Source organism: Paraburkholderia tagetis, from assembly GCF_022213065.1.
GTDB lineage: Bacteria > Pseudomonadota > Gammaproteobacteria > Burkholderiales > Burkholderiaceae > Paraburkholderia > Paraburkholderia tagetis.
In genome coordinates, this window is sequence record NZ_JAKLJA010000002.1 from 427444 (window position 1) to 443684 (window position 16241).

13 protein-coding genes are annotated in these 16241 nt (G+C 63.4%); 5 read left to right on the forward strand and 8 right to left on the reverse strand.

The window, feature by feature from the left end; translation table 11 throughout:
- Positions 1-292: 292 nt before the first annotated feature.
- Together L5014_RS04845 and L5014_RS04850 are read left to right on the forward strand one after the other, a co-directional pair.
- Positions 293-490, forward strand: coding sequence for a YXWGXW repeat-containing protein (locus L5014_RS04845; RefSeq protein ID WP_274389250.1), 198 nt, complete (start codon positions 293-295; stop codon positions 488-490).
- A 483-nt stretch (positions 491-973) separates the two neighbouring features.
- Positions 974-2629, forward strand: a complete 1656-nt coding sequence (locus L5014_RS04850; RefSeq protein ID WP_238462431.1) for an NRAMP family divalent metal transporter — start codon at positions 974-976, stop codon at positions 2627-2629.
- A 158-nt stretch (positions 2630-2787) separates the two neighbouring features.
- Here L5014_RS04850 and L5014_RS04855 read toward each other — a convergent pair whose 3' ends face one another.
- The 6 genes from L5014_RS04855 to L5014_RS04880 form a co-directional block, all read right to left on the reverse strand.
- Positions 2788-3741, reverse strand: a complete 954-nt coding sequence (locus tag L5014_RS04855; RefSeq protein ID WP_238462432.1) for a LysR family transcriptional regulator — start codon at positions 3739-3741, stop codon at positions 2788-2790.
- Positions 3742-3925: 184 nt separating this feature from the next.
- The gene (locus tag L5014_RS04860) at positions 3926-5098 is read right to left on the reverse strand and encodes an NAD(P)/FAD-dependent oxidoreductase (protein WP_238462433.1); all 1173 of its coding nucleotides are present in this window, start codon (positions 5096-5098) and stop codon (positions 3926-3928) included.
- 24 nt (positions 5099-5122) lie between these two features.
- Positions 5123-6622, reverse strand: coding sequence for an L-piperidine-6-carboxylate dehydrogenase (amaB, locus tag L5014_RS04865; protein ID WP_238462434.1), 1500 nt, complete (start codon positions 6620-6622; stop codon positions 5123-5125).
- Positions 6623-6917: 295 nt separating this feature from the next.
- Positions 6918-7217: a flagellar protein FliT gene (gene fliT / locus L5014_RS04870; protein WP_238462435.1), complete on the reverse strand. Its 300-nt coding sequence runs from the start codon at positions 7215-7217 to the stop codon at positions 6918-6920.
- A 20-nt stretch (positions 7218-7237) separates the two neighbouring features.
- Entirely contained in the window at positions 7238-8827 is a 1590-nt protein-coding gene (gene fliD / locus L5014_RS04875) for a flagellar filament capping protein FliD (RefSeq protein ID WP_238462436.1), read from the reverse strand.
- Between the two features lie 156 nt (positions 8828-8983).
- The gene (locus L5014_RS04880; protein WP_238462437.1) at positions 8984-10453 is read right to left on the reverse strand and encodes a flagellin N-terminal helical domain-containing protein; all 1470 of its coding nucleotides are present in this window, start codon (positions 10451-10453) and stop codon (positions 8984-8986) included.
- A gap of 344 nt (positions 10454-10797) precedes the next feature.
- Between L5014_RS04880 and L5014_RS04885 the strand changes: the two genes are divergently transcribed.
- The 3 genes from L5014_RS04885 to L5014_RS04895 all read left to right on the forward strand — a co-directional run bounded on the left by L5014_RS04885 (position 10798) and on the right by L5014_RS04895 (position 14944).
- Positions 10798-12114, forward strand: coding sequence for a c-type cytochrome (locus tag L5014_RS04885; RefSeq protein ID WP_238462438.1), 1317 nt, complete (start codon positions 10798-10800; stop codon positions 12112-12114).
- Entirely contained in the window at positions 12111-12593 is a 483-nt protein-coding gene (locus tag L5014_RS04890; RefSeq protein ID WP_238462439.1) for a (2Fe-2S)-binding protein, read from the forward strand. Before L5014_RS04885 ends, L5014_RS04890 begins: the two co-directional genes overlap by 4 nt.
- 137 nt (positions 12594-12730) lie before the next feature.
- Positions 12731-14944 carry a xanthine dehydrogenase family protein molybdopterin-binding subunit gene (locus tag L5014_RS04895; RefSeq protein ID WP_238462515.1) on the forward strand — a complete coding sequence of 738 codons (2214 nt, stop codon included), beginning with the start codon at positions 12731-12733 and terminating at the stop codon, positions 14942-14944.
- 112 nt (positions 14945-15056) lie between these two features.
- Here the strand turns inward: L5014_RS04895 and L5014_RS04900 are convergent, their stop codons facing one another.
- Positions 15057-15326, reverse strand: a complete 270-nt coding sequence (locus L5014_RS04900) for a hypothetical protein (protein WP_238462440.1) — start codon at positions 15324-15326, stop codon at positions 15057-15059.
- A 321-nt stretch (positions 15327-15647) separates the two neighbouring features.
- On the reverse strand, positions 15648-16136 hold the full coding sequence (locus L5014_RS04905) for a helix-turn-helix domain-containing protein (protein WP_338019265.1): 489 nt from the start codon (positions 16134-16136) through the stop codon (positions 15648-15650).
- Positions 16137-16241 lie beyond the last annotated feature (105 nt).

Sequence of the window (16241 nt, forward strand, 5' to 3'; positions counted from 1 at the left end):
CCGTGTCTGCGGCCACCCCTTTTTCTTTGGTGCGCCTACAAGCAGCGCGACCTCAAGCCCCACCACTGGGCGCGCTAATTGCTCATACCACTACTGAAAGCCTGCAACTCGGCCCACAACGAGGCGCACAACGGGGGCGTACAACGCGGCGCACAGCGGCCAGTCACGGGATTGATTCGAACATGGAAAAACAATCAGGATAACGGATGATTCGGCGCGAGAGACCTGTGCGCCAATAAACCAGCGATAAATCCGCAAATCAAGGAGGAACTGTACCGTGAAGACGAAACCGATGCTTCTCGCCGCCATGCTCACCGGCACGGCCCTGCTCCCCGCGTGCGTGGTGGCACCATCCGAGCGGCCAGCCGAACCGCCGCCGCGCGTGGAAGTCGTGCCGCCCGCGCCATCGCCGGGCTACCAGTGGGTAAAGGGACACTACAGTTGGGAAGGCGACCATTGGGGCTGGATTCCCGGGCACTGGGCCGAGTAGTCCCGCGCCATTACACCTTTCAATTTCCTTTATTGACTGAAGACATTTTGCTCTGCTGCGAAAAACGTGTTGACGCGTCGCGCGTGCGCTACCTAGAATTTAAAAATCTTCACGAAAGGGGCTAACGCCTTGGACACCTGCAGTAGTCGATCTTCGAACTGTTTCGCTGCCTGACCGGCAGGACGTCCGCGTTTTTTCTCATCGCCACCGTCCCGCCAGCAGGCAGACGGTGCGCGTCGCAGTAACACTCCCGTGCACCCACAATTCAGCGCCGTCTGGACGCAGCGTTCGCGCGTCTGTACGGCTGGCGTTGCGCGCCTCCGCCCGCAACGGCGTTCGTATGCGTCTGCTCGCCGGAGCGGCTGCGCGCGAACGCGTGGATCGACATGCGAGGGGTCACGCTCTCCGAGCCCGCGTCGCCTTATTCGCGCGCACGACGCGCGCACGACGCTTCACCCCGACAACTCAAAACACGGGAACGCCATGTCCACTCCAGCCAACTTCACGCAGACGAACGTATCGCCGCCACGCAGCGCCGTGCTCGACGAAGCCCACGTGGGCGACATCAAAGGGGCGCTCGGCACCATCTCCCATTACGACCTCGCGCCGCGCGCGGGCTGGTGGCCGCGCCTGCGCACGCTCCTTGCCATCCTCGGGCCCGGCCTCATCGTGATGGTGGGCGACAACGACGCGGGCGCCTTCGGCACCTATACGCAGGCCGGCCAGAACTACGGCACCACCCTGCTCTGGACGCTGCTGCTGCTCGTGCCCGTGCTCTACGTGAACCAGGAAATGGTGCTGCGTCTTGGCGCCGTCACGGGTGTCGGCCACGCGCGTTTGATCTTCGAGCGCTTCGGCAAATTCTGGGGCGCCTTCAGCGTGATCGACCTGTTCATCCTCAATGCGCTGACGATCGTGACCGAGTTCATCGGCATCGTCTTCGTGCTCGATTTCTTCGGTATCCCGAAGATTGCGGGTGTGTGCATTGCCGCCGCGCTGACCATGGCAGCCGTGAGCACAGGCGACTTCAGACGCTTCGAGCGCTTCGCCATCACGCTGTGCGTGCTGAGCCTGCTGCTCGTGCCGGTGCTCGTGTCGATTCATCCCCCCGTTGGTCAGATGGCCCGCGACTTCTTCGTTCCTGGATGGCCCGCTCACTCGAAGCTCTCCGACGTGATGCTGCTCGTGATCGGCATCGTCGGCACCACGGTTGCCCCGTGGCAATTGTTCTTCCAGCAAAGCTATGTGATCGACAAGCGCATTACGCCGCGCTACATGAAATACGAAAAGGCCGATTTGTGGATCGGCATCTTCTTCGTGCTGATTGGCGCCGTGGCGATGATCGCGTTCTGCTCGCAGCTTTTTGCCGGCAAGCCCGAATTCGGCAATTTCACCGATGCGGGCGGCGTGATCGCCGGCCTCGAAAAATATGCGGGACGCACCTCGGCCGTGCTGTTCGCAATCGCGCTCTTCGACGCAGCCATTATCGGCGCGGCGGCGGTGTCGCTTTCGACGGCGTATGCGATCGGCGACGTGTTCAAGATCCGGCATTCTCTGCATCGCGGCGTTGGCGACGCGAAGGGCTTTTACCTCGTCTATTTCGGCATCGTGGCCGCCGCGGCCGCCATCGTGCTCATTCCGGGCAGCCCGCTGGGCCTCCTGACCGAAGCCGTGCAGACGCTCGCGGGCGTGCTGCTGCCAAGCGCGACAGTGTTTCTGCTGCTGTTGTGCAACGACCGTGCGGTGCTAGGACCGTGGGTCAATTCGAAGGCGCTGAATCTGTTCACAGGCGCGGTCGTCTGGGTGCTGGTCATGCTCTCGATCGTCCTCACGGCTTCGGTCATGTACCCCGACATTAGCGGCGAGACGATCATCGTTATTCTTGTATCCGGAACGCTGCTGGCGGTGGCCGGCCATGCAGCCATGCTCGGATGGCGCTGGCTGCGCGGCGAGAGCGCACCTCAGAATCAGTGCTGGCCGCAAGGCGCGCGCGATATGTGGCGCATGCCGCCGCTCGCTGAACTGCCGCCGCCCAATCTCACGCTCGCCAAGCGCGTCTGGATGGGCGCGCTGCGCGGCTATCTGGTCGTGGCTGTGATTCTCGTGATCGTTAAGGTCGTGCAGGTGTTGTTGTACTGATTTTTTTTGTTTCCTTGTTGTCGCGTTTCCTTGTGTTCGTGTCGGTCTGCAAGCGTTGCCCCTGTGCGGGGCAACACTAATAGACCACCACGAACACAAGGAAACGCGACAACCAAGAACCCGCGAAAAAAAAGCAATCTCAATAGCCCCACTACACCCTAAGCAGCTTCCGAGCAATAGTCCGGCATGCGCAGCGCCGCCTCATCAGCAACGAGCACCTGCGGAATAGACTCCTTGAGAAAATCAACAAAGGTTCTGATCTTGGCATCGAGATATTGCCGCGACGCGTACATCGCATACACCGTGAGCTTCTGAAGCCAATAGTCAGGCAAGACCCGCAGCAACGAGCCGCTACGTAACGCGGGCACCGCGCTCGACATGGGCAGCGACCCTATGCCCACGCCCTCGCGCAATGCGGCGGCCAATGCGTCCGGAACATTCACCTGGAACGTCGAGGGCGGCAATTCGAACGTATGGGCTCCGTCCGGCCCTTCGAGATGCCATCGGTCACGGGGAAAAACCGGCGTGAGAAGCTGAAGGCAGGCATGATCCGCAAGCTCGGCGACGCTGTGCGGCGTTCCGCGCTCGCGTAAATACCCAGGCGAAGCGCACAGCACGCTATGCACCACGCCCAGCGTCTGCGAAACAAGCGCCGAATCGGGCAGCTCCGCCGAACTCAGTTGCAAGGTCACGTCATACCCCTCGTCGAGCAAATCCGGAACGTGCTGCGAGAGCGTGAGCTCCACCGAGACCGAGGGATAGCGCTGCTGGTACTGCATGACGGCGGGCACCACGTAGGCCTGCCCGAAGCTCGTGGTGGCATGGACCCGCAGCCTGCCGGACGGCAGCGCCTGCGCGTCGCCCGCCTCGGCTTCCGCCTGGTCGATGTACGCGAGAATCTGCTCGCAACGCCGCAGATAACGCTCGCCAGCCTCGGTCAGCGCGACGCGGCGCGTGCTCCGGTTGAGCAGGCGCGCTTGCAGATGGGTTTCCAGGCTTGCCACCGCGCGCGACGCAAAGGCCGTCGTGATATCCAGGCGATGTGCGGCGGCCGTAAAGCCGCCTTCTTCGGCAACGCGGACGAAAATCCGCATGCAGTTCAGCGTATCCATCTGATGAAAGAAAACAGGGTGGGCGTGGGGCGCCGGATTTGCCGGACCGGCTTGGCGCACGGGACGATGGCTGTGAACCCGACCCCATGCGATCTGACACCGGCAAGCTTACCATTCATGCCCGAGCGGCGCGCGCGATGCGCTGCCCCTGCCCGCTATTCCCCAGCCGTTTCCCGCGCCGCAACTACACGACGTTCTTTTCGACGATGGGACGATTCTCCAGCACACGCTCCCAGCTCAGCGACGATAGATCCAGCGTCGCATATTTGCCGCCAATAATAAGCTCGCTCACACCGCGCCCCGTTGCCGGCCCCTGCTGCAGGCCGTGGCCGCTATAGCCGTTCGCGAACACGCAGTTTTCGATATCGGGGTGATAGCCAATGATCGCGTTATGGTCGAACACGTTGTACTCGTAGTAGCCCGACCAGCAATGCTCGACGCGCAGCGCTTCGAATTCCGGCACCCGATGGGCCAGCGTCGGCCAGATGACTTCGTCGAACAGGTTGTGATCGACTTCGTCGAGCGGAAGATCGTTCGGGTCGTTCTCTTCGCTCGGCGAGGTTCCGGTGATATACGTCGTGCCTTCGGGCCGAAAATAAACGCCCGTGGGATCGATGAGCAGCGGGCTGTTCGCGAGCCGTGCCGGCGACGACACGTTGAAAATACTGCGACGCCGCGCGTACACCGGAATGTCGATGCCCATCATTACGGCAATGCGGCGCGCCCACGCTCCCGCGGCATTCACGAGCGTATCGCAGGCATGGCGCTCCCCGTTGCTCGCCAGCACGTGCGTAACTTTGCGACCATCGAGTTCGAGACCGCTCACCTCCGCAGCGACGTATCGCGCACCCAGCGCCTGTGCCTTCTTGCGCAGCGCCTGCACGAGTCCATAGCCGTCGAACCAGCCTTCTCCGCTGAGACCGTAAGCGCCGGCAGCAATGTCGTCCACGTTCAGCCAGGGAAATTTTTCTTTGAGCGCGTCCGGCGAAAGCAGCGCGATATCCGCGCCCAGGCGCTTTTGCAGCGCGTGGTTTTCGCGGAGCGTGGCTTCGCCCGTCGGCGTGGCTAAAAACAGGTAGCCGCCCTCATGCAGATCGATGCACGGCTTGTGGCCCTCCACTTCGAGCCGCTCGCCAATGTTGCGGAGGAATTCGATGCCGTACAGCGACATCTGAATGGACAGCGGCGTGGAGAACTGCTGCCGGATCGAAGCCGCCGATAACGCCGACGACGACCTTGCATAGCTCGGGTCACGCTCGATAACCGTGACCGCAATCGTCGGGTCCGACGCGCGCAAAAAGTATGCAATCGAGCTACCAATGACCCCGCCGCCAACGATAACGACTTTTGCGCTCACGACTTGCTCCGCAGTGCGATTTTCTTAGTCGATGTTGAAATCGATGCCTTGTGCAAGCGGCAGCGCAGACGAGAAGTTCACGGTATTCGTCGCGCGCCGCATATAGGCCTTCCATGCATCCGAACCCGACTCGCGACCGCCGCCGGTTTCCTTCTCGCCGCCGAATGCACCGCCGATTTCCGCTCCGCTCGGGCCGATGTTCACATTGGCAATGCCGCAATCGCTACCCGATGCGGAAAGGAAACGCTCGCTCTCGCGCAGGTCGGTCGTGAACACGCACGACGACAAGCCGTGGTGCGCCGCGTTGTTGGCCTCGATGGCGTCTTCGAAGCGGCTGTACTTGAGCACGTAAAGAATGGGCGCGAAGGTCTCGGTGAGCACGACCTCGGTTTGCGAAGGCATTTCGACAATCGCCGGGCGCACATAGAAGCCCTTTTCGTTGCCCGCAACCGCATGGCGTTCGCCGCCAAAGACCTTGCCGCCTTCGCTGCGGGCCTTCGCGAGCGCAGCCTGCATGCGATTGAACGACTGCTCGTCGATGAGCGGCCCCATCAGCGTGCCCTGCTCCAGCGGGTTGCCGATCGAGACCTTGCCATAGAGCGTCTTCAACCGCTCCACGGCCTGCTCATAGACGCTCTCGTGCACGAACAGGCGGCGCAGCGTCGTGCAACGCTGGCCGGCCGTGCCCACTGCGGAAAACAGAATGCCGCGCAGCGCCAGCTCCATGTCCGCGGTACCCGAAACAATGCCCGCGTTGTTGCCGCCGAGCTCCAGAATCGTGCGGCCAAAGCGGCGCGCGACTTCCACGCCCACCGCACGGCCCATTTCGGTGCTGCCGGTGGCGCTCACGATATTCGAGCGCGGGTCGGCCACCAGCTTCGCGCCAACATCGCGCCCGCCGTTGACGAGGCGCGTGAGCCCTTCGGGCGCGCCGCCGAATTCCTTTAGCGCGTCTTGCAGAATCTTGTCGACGGCCAGCGCGGTGAGCGGCGTCTTCTCCGAAGGCTTCCAGATGACCGCGTTACCGCACACCAAGGCGAGCGCGGCATTCCACGACCACACGGCGGCCGGAAAGTTGAACGCCGAGATGACGGTGCAAACGCCCATCGGATGCCAGCTCTCGGCCATCCGGTGACCGGGACGCTCCGACGCAATGGTCAACCCATACAGTTGACGCGAAAGCCCCACCGCGAAGTCGCAGATGTCGATCATCTCCTGCACTTCGCCCAGCCCTTCCTGAAGGATCTTGCCGGTCTCGAGGGTGATGATGCTGCCCAGTGCGTGCTTGCGCTCGCGCAGCTTGTTGCCGAGCACGCGAACCAGTTCCCCGCGTCGCGGCGCCGGCACGTTGCGCCAGGCCTTGAACGCCTCCTGCGCTTTCGCAAGCGCAGCGTCGGCATCGGCGACGGACTGGCTCGCCACGCGGCCAATCAGCTCGCCATTGATGGGCGAATGAACGGCGATATCGCCAGCTTCCGCGAGATGGGAGATGCCAAGTTCCGAAAGGATGGTAGATGCTTTCACTGAGAAACCTCGTCGATGTTTCCGATAGGAAATATTGATGCTTCGGGAAACTATACACGCTCATGCCCGCGATGCGTCAAAAATTTCGCATCGGAAACAATGGTGCTGCGAAGATCCAAAGGGAAATTGTCGGCAGCCAGCAGGCGGGCATCAACCGATATCTATGCACGACCTGATGCGCTTTAGTCATCAAGCCTGTAAAGACGGGGGAATTCAGGGTGGGCGGGGCCGGAATGAACGGGAGCAACGCGAGCGATGGTGGTCGTTGCTCCGCGCGATGCGATGTGTGCCCCGTTCAGAACTGAGCGATGTGCTGATACTGACTGGCGTTGCGAGTGGCCTGCATGGCCGCGCGATATTCGGCGCCCAATGCCTGCTGGGCGGCCTGCGCGGCTTCGGCGACGCGAATGTCGATCGCCTGGATTTCCCTGAGCGTGGCGAGCGCGGCAGCCGATTGCTGTGCGCCAAGCGACATGAGCAGCGGCGAGCGCTCGCTCGCAAGCTGCGCGGCCCGCTCCCATTCGCCCACGGCGGCCGCCTGTTCGATGTCCCTCGTGAACTGCCAGATGCGTTCGATGTGCGCCGGTGCTTGCATGACCTGTGACCTCGATGGTGTCACTTACTGTTGGTGGCCATCGCGCCCGCGCTATTCTGGCCGCCGAAGAGCTGCGTGAGGTATTGCTGATTGTTGTTCATCGTCGCCATCAGCGTGTTGAGCGCCGTGAATTGCGCGTTGTACATGCTGGTGAGCTGCGATTGATACGTCGACAGCGCCGTTTTTTGCGTCGAGAGGTTCGTCAGGTCCGAGTTGATCGCGTTAGTACGCGTCTGGATCACGCCGTTGCTCGACAGGTAGCCGGCGATGTTGGTGTTCAGTTGCGCGGCCACGCCGTTAGTCGAGCTGAACAGTTTGGCCACCGTGGCCTGGTTGTTCTGCAACGCGCTGCTCAGCGTGGTGCTGTCGACCGAGAGCGAGCCATCGGCATTGAGCGTGACGCCGATCGTCGCGAGACTCGTGGTCGTGTTGCCGTTCTTCACGCCGGTCGCGACGATCGAAGCCAACTGGTTCTGCACGAGGTCCAGCGTCGAGTCGCCCAGCAGCGGACCCTGCGAAGTCGCAGTCGAGCTGAATGCGGTGAGCGTGCTCATGGTCGTCACGAGCGTGTTGTAGAGCGTGACGAACTGGTTGATCGCATTCGACTGCGAAGTCGTGTCCTGAGCGATGGTGAGCGTCTGCGGCGACTTGCCCGTGGTATCGACCGACGCGGCACTCAGGCTCAGCGTGACGCCCGCCAGCGCGGAGGTGACCGAGTTCGTCGCGCTGGTGACGCCGGTGCCGTCGAGGGTGAAATACGCGTCCTGCGCGGCCGTCGTCTGGGTCCAGTTGGGCGTAGCCGGCGACCCCGACGACTGGACATTGCTGAGCGTCGACTGGTTGGCCGCGAGCTGCGCGCTGCTCGCGCTCGAGGTGCCGTTGAGCGAGGTGCCGGCGTTGCCGGTCACCGCGAGGCCATTTAGCGCGTCGCCCGAATTCGAATCGCTCACCTGGATGCTGATGGCGTTCTGCGAGCCGGTCGCGTTCGCGTGCAGGACGAGGTGGGCCCCGTCCGTGCCGTTCACGACCGTGGCCGTCACGCCGGGATTGTTGCTCGCGCTGTTGATGGCGGCGGCAATGCCGGAAACGGTGCTGTTGGAGCCATCAAGGGAAATCGTGGTGCTTGCGCTGCCGATGGAGAGCGTCATCGTGGCCGGACCCGAGGCCAGTGCCTGGGTCGCGCTATAGCCTCGCGATGTGAGCACCTGTGCGGTCGCGACCTGGGCCACGTCGATCGAATACGTCCCGGCGACCGCGCCGCTGGCTGCCGAAGCCGTGATGCCCGTGCCGCTCATGGTGGCCGTGAATGCGTTGACCGTCGTGCCGTTCGAGAGCGACGTGAGGCCCGCCTGCAACGCCGAGAGTGCGGCGGAGAGCGTGCCGTAGGCGGAGATCTGCGTGTTGTCCAGTTGCTGCTGCGCGGCCAATGAGGCGGCCTGGCCGGCGATCTTGCTGTTCACGAGCGCCGTGACGAGCGAACTCACGTCCATCGACGAATTGCCGGTCGAGCCGCTGATGATCGACTGCGCGGCTTGCTGTAACGCGGTGTTGGTCGCTGCCGTGGTGGCGGCGGCCAGATTCGAGTTCGAGGTACCGGATACGGTGGACATGAAGAGGCTCCGTGCGCCGGCGATGCCGGGTGAATCGGTTCAGGTCTGTAAAAACGCCAAACGGGAGGCGATGCTCCCGGTTGGCGAGCGTTGCGCGCCCCGGGTATGGCGGGCGGAGCGCGCAACGCTTACTGCTTGAATCGCATGAAGCGCGTATTACTGCAGGAGCTTCAGGATCTGCTGCGGCTGCGAGTTCGCTTGCGCGAGCACCGAGATGCCGGCTTGCTGGAGCACTTGCGCCTTGCTCAGTGCGGCGGTTTCCTGGGCGAAGTTGGCGTCCTGGATTTGCGACTGGGCGGTCGACAGGTCGGTTGCCTGGGCTTGCTGCGTCGTGCTGATTGCCGAGAAGCGGTTTTGCGCGGCGCCGAGCGTTGCCTGGAGGTTGTTGACCGTATTCAGTGCGCTGTCGATCGACAAGATGCCTGCGCTAGCGCCAGCGGCCGTGCTGATATCGACGTTCGACACTTGCTCCGGCGTGTTCACGGTGTTCACGCTATCGACCGCCGTGTTCGTGAGATCCGTTGCCGTCTTGACCAGCGTGGCCGAAGTGGTAACACTCGCCGGCGGGCCTGCCGTGTAGCCGGTCGCAGCCGTGTAGGTCATATAGCTCGAGAGCGGCGAACCTCCGGCGCCCGGCGCGGCCAGTGCGGTGCCGTTCTGATCGTAGAACAGCATGTTGCCCTGGCCGTCAGCCTTCACCGTGACCGACGTGATGGCGTTTGCCGTGCCGGCCGGCACTTGCGTGCCGCTCGAGTTGATGCTGATGTTCTGAATGGTGCCGAGCGTGGTGCCCGCAGCGATAAGCGTTGCCCCACCCGTGCCATTGTTGGTGTTGATGGTGCTGATCGAGGACGACGGATCGATCGCGCTGCCGACCTTCGCTTCGATCGTCGAAGGCAGATTCGGGTTAGCGTTCGCCGTAACCGTGAACAGGTTGCCGGAAGCCGTCGAGCTGATGCCAACGCCATTCTGGTCCGTGAACGTAAAGCCGCCCTTGCCATCGGCGACGATGTTCACCGCCGTGATCGTTGCACCCGACGTGACAGCGGTGCCGGAGCTATTCAGGCTCAGGTTGGAAACCGAACCAAGCACCGAGCCGGCGCTGGCAAAGCCGCCGCCCAGGGTTTCAGCCGACACGTTTTGCGTCAGGTTCAGGTTGATCGACTGGCCGACGTTCGCACCGACCTGGAACGACACGCTGCCCAGCGAGCCATTCAGGATGTTCATGCCGTTGTACGTCGTCTGCGACGCAATACGGTTGATTTCCGAAACCTGCTGCGAGACTTCCTGTTGCAGCGCCGCGCGATCGCTGTTGGTCATGCTGCCGTTCGATGCTTGCACCGCCAGCTGACGAATACGCTGCAGGCTGTTCGTCAGCGACGACAGGCCGCTCGATGCCGTTTGCACCATCGACACGCCGTCGTTCGAGTTCGACACGCCCTGATTCAGACCGTTGATCTGGGTCTGCATGATGTTCGAGATCGCAAGACCCGCTGCATCGTCCGCTGCGCTGTTGATGCGCTTGCCCGACGACAGACGCGTGATCGCTTGCGACAGCGCGCTGCCCGAGCCGGTCAGGTTCTGCTGCGCGATGAGCGAGTTAATGTTGCTATTGATTCCGAGCATGGAAATTCTCCTTGGTAGGGCTGAGCCCCCGTTTGCGCCACGGCTACCGCGGCGTCGGCGGACTGTCTAACGCTTTGTTTCGACCGCCATGCTTGGGGTAACGACCTTCCACCTCGGAACTTTAGAGGGACACATGAAAAAATCTGATGTTTTGCGAATCCGGAGCATAAAAAGTTCGGAAACCGCTCCGCCAGATCACGAGCAAAGGAATTTAAATATTTGATTTATTTGAACAATTAAAAGACGAGGCCCTGCATGGGCAGGCCGGGCACGCGTGATGCGCTTCCTCGCGCGGCGTGCCGTGATTCCCGCACGACCCGCCGGCGCCCGGCTCTGGAGACGCGATGAAACGCAGACGAATGCGGATTGCGGGCGCGGCCGTCACCGTTTTTGCCCTTGCCGCCGGTGGCGCGCGCGTGGCGCACGCGTGGGAGGCTCCGCTCGATTCGGTGTCGACACCTTCACCGCCCGCAGGCGACGCTGTGGCGGTGGGGCAAGGCGCCAGGCTCGCGGCAATCGGCGACTGCATGGCGTGCCACACCGCGCAGGGCGGCCAGCCCCTCGCGGGCGGACAAGCGCTACAGACGCCCTATGGCGTGATTTATTCGACCAATATCTCGCCGGACAAGAACACCGGCATAGGAAGCTGGTCGCTCGAGGCGTTCGCTCGCGCCATGCGGCGCGGCGTGTCGCGCGATGGTCATCTGCTTTATCCGGCGTTTCCGTACCCTGACTTCACGCACACGAGCGACGCCGATATCGCCGCGCTCTACGCGTGGCTGATGAGCCGCGAGCCCGCCAACGCGCCTGCGCCGCACAACGACCTGAAATTCCCGCTGGGTTTCAGGCCCGTCATGGCGATGTGGAATCTGCTCTTCCTGCATCCCGGCGCCGAAGCGCCCTCGCCCCGCCCCGAAGCGCCAGAGGTTGCCCGTGGGCGGTATCTCGTCGAAAGTCTCGGACATTGCGGTGCGTGCCACACGCCGCTCGGCCGCCTCGGTGCCGAGCAGCGCAACCGCGCGTTGCAGGGCGGCACGATAGAGGGCTGGGATGCGCCCGCGTTGACGGATCTTTCGACACGCCCAATGCCCTGGACGCAAACCCAGCTAGTCAGCTATCTGCGCACGGGCTACGCCAGTGAACACGGCGCCGCAGCCGGTCCAATGCGTTCGGTCACGCGCGCGCTTGCCGACGCCTCTGTTTCGGATGTCCAGGCAATCGCCGCATACCTGATGGTCATGCAGCCCGCGCCGCCGGTCGCCCCTGCGAATTCCGCCGCTTCTGCGACCACCGCTTCTACGCCCCGCGTGCCGCTTACGCCCGGATCCAGCAGCGGCGCAAGTCTCTTCGCCGCGGCCTGTGCATCGTGCCATGGCGAAGGCACGCCAATGGAAATGAGTGGCGATAGCCCTTCCCTGTCACGCTCGACGAGCATCAACGCCGACAGCCCGCGCAACCTGGTCCGCATCATGCTCGACGGCATCGACTGGCAGGGAAGCGAGGCCGCGCACTTCATGCCGCCTTTCGCCCAGACCTTCACGGATGCGCAGATCGCCGAGCTCGCCAACTACACGCGCACGCGCTTCACCGCGCGAGGGCCGTGGCCCACGCTCGACGCAAGCGCAGTGGCGCGTCTTCGCAAGGAAAGCCCGTCACGATGATCACACTCAACGTCAATGGCGTCGCACGCACGGTCGAGGCCGATCCGTCCACGCCGCTGCTTTACGTGCTGCGCAACCAGTTGCAGCTCAACGGCGCGAAGTTCGGCTGCGGGCTCGGGCAATGCGGCGCGTGCACGGTCAGCGTGGATGGCGAGCCGGTCTTCTCGTGCCTGATGCCAGTCGCGGCGGTCGGGGAGCGGCGAGTGCTGACGATCGAGGGGCTCGGCACCGAGGATCATCCGGGACCGCTGCAACAGGCGTTCATCGACCAGCAAGCCGCGCAATGTGGCTACTGCATCGCAGGAATGATCATGCGTGCGCAGACCTTGCTGGAGAACACGCCGCACCCGACCGATGAACAGATTCGCCGCTACATGGAGCCGAATCTCTGCCGCTGCGGGACGCACATGCGGATACTTGCCGCGATCCGGCAAGTCGCGCTTCGCCCGTCGGACGCGAGCGAAGGAGCGAAGTCGTGAGCAACGCACGCCGATGCTCCGGTGCAACGCATCGCGGCCCCGATGCACCCGATGCACCCGATGCGCCCGATACATCAGACGCACCCGATGCACCAAGTGCCCCTGGACGGCGCCGCTTCCTGGTAGGCGGCTCGTTGATGGTCAGTTTCGCCATCGTGCCGGGCGGGCTCGCCCTTGCGCAAACCACGACTGAAGCGGGCACCTTCAACACGAGCGCTCCCGGGCTGCCAGGCAGTCTCAAGACGACACCGCTGCTCGACGCCTGGATCAGGATCGCGCCCGACGGCCAGGTGAGCGTATGTACCGGCAAGGTGGAACTCGGCACCGGCGTTCGCACGGCGCTCCTGCAAATTGCCGCCGAAGCGCTCGATCTCAATCCTGATGTCATTCAGTTGATCACCGCGGATACCGCCTCGACGCCGAACGAGGGCTACACGGCAGGCAGCCACACATTGGCCGATAGCGGCACCGCCATCCTCCATGCCGCGGCTCAGGTGCGGATGCTGCTCGTCGCGAGCGCGGCATCGCAGCTTGGCGTCGATGCCCCCCTGCTCGCCACGCGCGATGGTGCGATCCTGGCTCCCGATGGCCGGCGCGTGAGCTATGGCGAAGCCGTCCGTCATGCAAACCTGCATCAGGACGCGCAGCCCGATGTCCCAACGAAGCCCCCAACGCGCTATGCCGTCATTGGCCGCACGCTGCCGCGCGTGGATATTCCCGCGAAGGTGACGGGCGGTGCCAGCTATGTTCAGGACCTGCGGCTGGCTGGCATGGTCCATGCCCGCGTCGTCAGGCCTCCTGCCTATGGCGCAAGCCTGATATCGGTCGACAGCACACGCGTGGAGGCATTGCCGGGCGTCATGAAGGTCGTGCGCAACGGCAACTACCTCGCCGTGGTCGCCGACGACGAGTGGCGTGCGATCGTCGCGATGCGCGAACTCGCCCTCGCTGCGCGGTGGCAAGCCGGCGCGCCCCTGCCCGATCCGCAAACCGTCCACGATTTCCTGATGAGCCTGCCGTCACAGGACATCGTGGTGGCCGAACAAGGCGTTGCCCCAGCCGCGATCGCGCCCGCCGCGACATTGAAAGCGCGCTATTCCAGGCCTTATCTGACGCATGGCTCGATCGGCCCATCGTGCGCACTCGCACAGATCGATAACGGTGTCCTGACTATCTGGACTCACACGCAAGGCGTCTACCCGTTGCGTGAGGGCCTCGCGCAAATGCTCGCGATGCCGCGCGAGAAAGTGCGCTGCATTCACGTCGAAGGATCGGGCTGCTACGGCCACAACGGCGCGGACGATGTCGCCGCCGACGCCGCGCTCATCGCGCGCGCGTTGCCGGGCCGGCCGGTGCGCGTCCAGTTGATGCGCGAACAGGAACACAAGTGGGAGCCGTTCGGTCCCGCGATGATCGTTCAGGCAAGCGCATCGCTCGATTCAGGCGGTAGCATCGTCGACTGGCGTTACGAGCTATGGAGCAATACGCATAACAACCGCATCGCGAATGCGGGACGTTTGTTGCCCGCACAACTTCTTTCGCCGCCCTTCACGCCGGCTCCGCCCAAGCCGATCCCCATGCCCGAAGGCGGCGGCGATCGCAACAGCATTCCGCTCTATCGTCTGCCGGGCCTGCATGTCCGTTATCACTTCCTGCCCGATATGCCGATACGCGTGTCGGCCATGCGTTCGCTCGGCGCGCACATGAACGTGTTCGCGATCGAGAGCTTCATCGACGAGCTCGCCGGCGCCGCACAGGCGGATCCCGTTGCGTTCCGCCTCAAACACCTCGCTGATTCGCGGGCCCAGGATGTCATTCATGCGGTGGTCGAGCGATTCGGCTGGCAGCCGCGCATCGCGCGCGCCGCGCCATCGAGCCTGCGGCCGCACGGCGCCGGTTTCGCGTTCGCCCAGTACAAGAATCTGATGGCCTACGTTGCCCTCGCAATGGAGGTGACGGTCGACCGCGATACCGGCGAGGTTCGCATCGAGCGCGTCGTCGCAGCCGTCGATTGCGGGCAGATCGTCAATCCCGACGGTGTGCGCAATCAGATCGAAGGGGGCATCCTGCAAGCCACGAGCTGGACGCTTTACGAACAGACGCAGTTCGACCGGCAGCACATCACGAGCTTCGACTGGAGTACCTATCCGATCATGCGGTTTTCATCGGTGCCTGGACAGGTGGACGTCGTGCTGATCGATCGCCCAGGCCGCCCCTTTCTCGGGGTCGGCGAAGCGGCGCAAGGTCCAGCCGCAGCGGCACTCGCGAATGCGATCCACGACGCGACCGGTGTGAGGATCCGCGACCTGCCGCTCGTCGGGGCAACGCAGATCGATGCGCTCAAGGCGTAGGGAGCGGCGCAGTGCAACCGGAGCCAGCGATATTCAACCGCCCACGACTGAATTCGGTCATGGCGACATTTAAGCATTGCCTGCGGAAGATGGACCGGACGTTCAGGGTGCGTCAGGGTCGATCGTGGAAGAACAGGTCGTCAACCAGCTTGCGCGCCGCGCCGTATCCGCCCATCAGCGCCGCGGCCTCCGCCACGAAAGGCCGTCCGTCCGCATCGCAGAAACGCAGCGGGGAAAATAGCGCAACAGCGTAATCTGCCTGAAATATATTGACGATCGCGATGTACCCAGGAGTGCGCTCGCGCCTGCTCGGGTAAACGTTGAAGTCAGACTCGATCGAAATCTCCAGCCTGAAGCCTTCATATTCGTAGATGCGCGTCATGTTTGCCCCCGCCCCTTCCTGCGCCGGCTCCTGCCGGCCCCCATATGTCTTCGAGCCACGACAGATCCCGGAGACTTCATTCGCGCTCCCGCATGACAGGCAAGCGTATGCCCGATGTCCGCGTCGGCCGGCGCCGCGCCGCCGCGCTCGCCCGAATCGTATGTTGCGCTGCTGGAGCCCAGAAATAAAGCAGTGGTTAGGGGTGTTCGATTATGCCAATCCCGCCGCCCAACCCATAGCTACATGGAGGAAGCACTCGTGTTCGCGTAGTTCACGTAGTTCGTGTCATTCGCGTGTATGGGGGCGCCGTGCCGCCCGCCATCAGATATCGCCGGGCTCCGCTGGGCCGGATGCCACTGTGGATTCACGTATGCGCATAATGGTTTGACGCGAGGTTTCCAGGCGACGCGCGATCTCGCTGATCGAAACGCCCTTCGCGAGCAGGTCGATGACATCCTCGCGATCTTGCGGCGAAAGCGAGCCCGGCCGGCCGGTTGGTCGCCCGCTCTCCTGCGCGAGCTTCAGACTCGTGCTGCTGCGCGCGCTTCTCGTTTCCGCCTCCAGGCGAACGACTGCCTTGAGCATCTTGACTGCCTGGGGCTTCGGACGACCCGCGAGATCCACGTTGCCAAATTCGACGCAGCGCACCGCAATCATTTCCTTACGGCATTTTTGCAAGGTCGAAAGCACATCTCGGGCACCGCTTCCCAGACACGAAAGGTCGAGCACGACAATCTCGTCGCCGGGCGCGACGCGCCGCAGCAGGCCGTTCAATGCGGTGCGCTCCGCCGTGCCAACAAAGGGCCGCACGTTGTCGACCGCTACGCGGCCAAGCGCGACGGTATAGCCCGCCCTGTCGAGGCGAATCAGTTCCTGTTCGGGGAAACGGCGATCGGCTGGGCCGTTGATGTAGAA

What these genes read in the sequence shown, in the direction of transcription:
- L5014_RS04845 (WP_274389250.1), top strand. Translation starts at nt 293, where the DNA reads ATGCTTCTCGCCGCCATGCTCACCGGCACGGCCCTGCTCCCCGCGTGC.
- L5014_RS04850 (WP_238462431.1), top strand. Translation starts at nt 974, where the DNA reads ATGTCCACTCCAGCCAACTTCACGCAGACGAACGTATCGCCGCCACGC.
- L5014_RS04855 (WP_238462432.1), bottom strand. Translation starts at nt 3,741, where the DNA reads ATGGATACGCTGAACTGCATGCGGATTTTCGTCCGCGTTGCCGAAGAA.
- fliT (WP_238462435.1), bottom strand. Translation starts at nt 7,217, where the DNA reads ATGCAAGCACCGGCGCACATCGAACGCATCTGGCAGTTCACGAGGGAC.
- fliD (WP_238462436.1), bottom strand. Translation starts at nt 8,827, where the DNA reads ATGTCCACCGTATCCGGTACCTCGAACTCGAATCTGGCCGCCGCCACC.
- L5014_RS04880 (WP_238462437.1), bottom strand. Translation starts at nt 10,453, where the DNA reads ATGCTCGGAATCAATAGCAACATTAACTCGCTCATCGCGCAGCAGAAC.
- L5014_RS04885 (WP_238462438.1), top strand. Translation starts at nt 10,798, where the DNA reads ATGAAACGCAGACGAATGCGGATTGCGGGCGCGGCCGTCACCGTTTTT.
- L5014_RS04890 (WP_238462439.1), top strand. Translation starts at nt 12,111, where the DNA reads ATGATCACACTCAACGTCAATGGCGTCGCACGCACGGTCGAGGCCGAT.
- L5014_RS04895 (WP_238462515.1), top strand. Translation starts at nt 12,731, where the DNA reads ATGGTCAGTTTCGCCATCGTGCCGGGCGGGCTCGCCCTTGCGCAAACC.
- L5014_RS04900 (WP_238462440.1), bottom strand. Translation starts at nt 15,326, where the DNA reads ATGACGCGCATCTACGAATATGAAGGCTTCAGGCTGGAGATTTCGATC.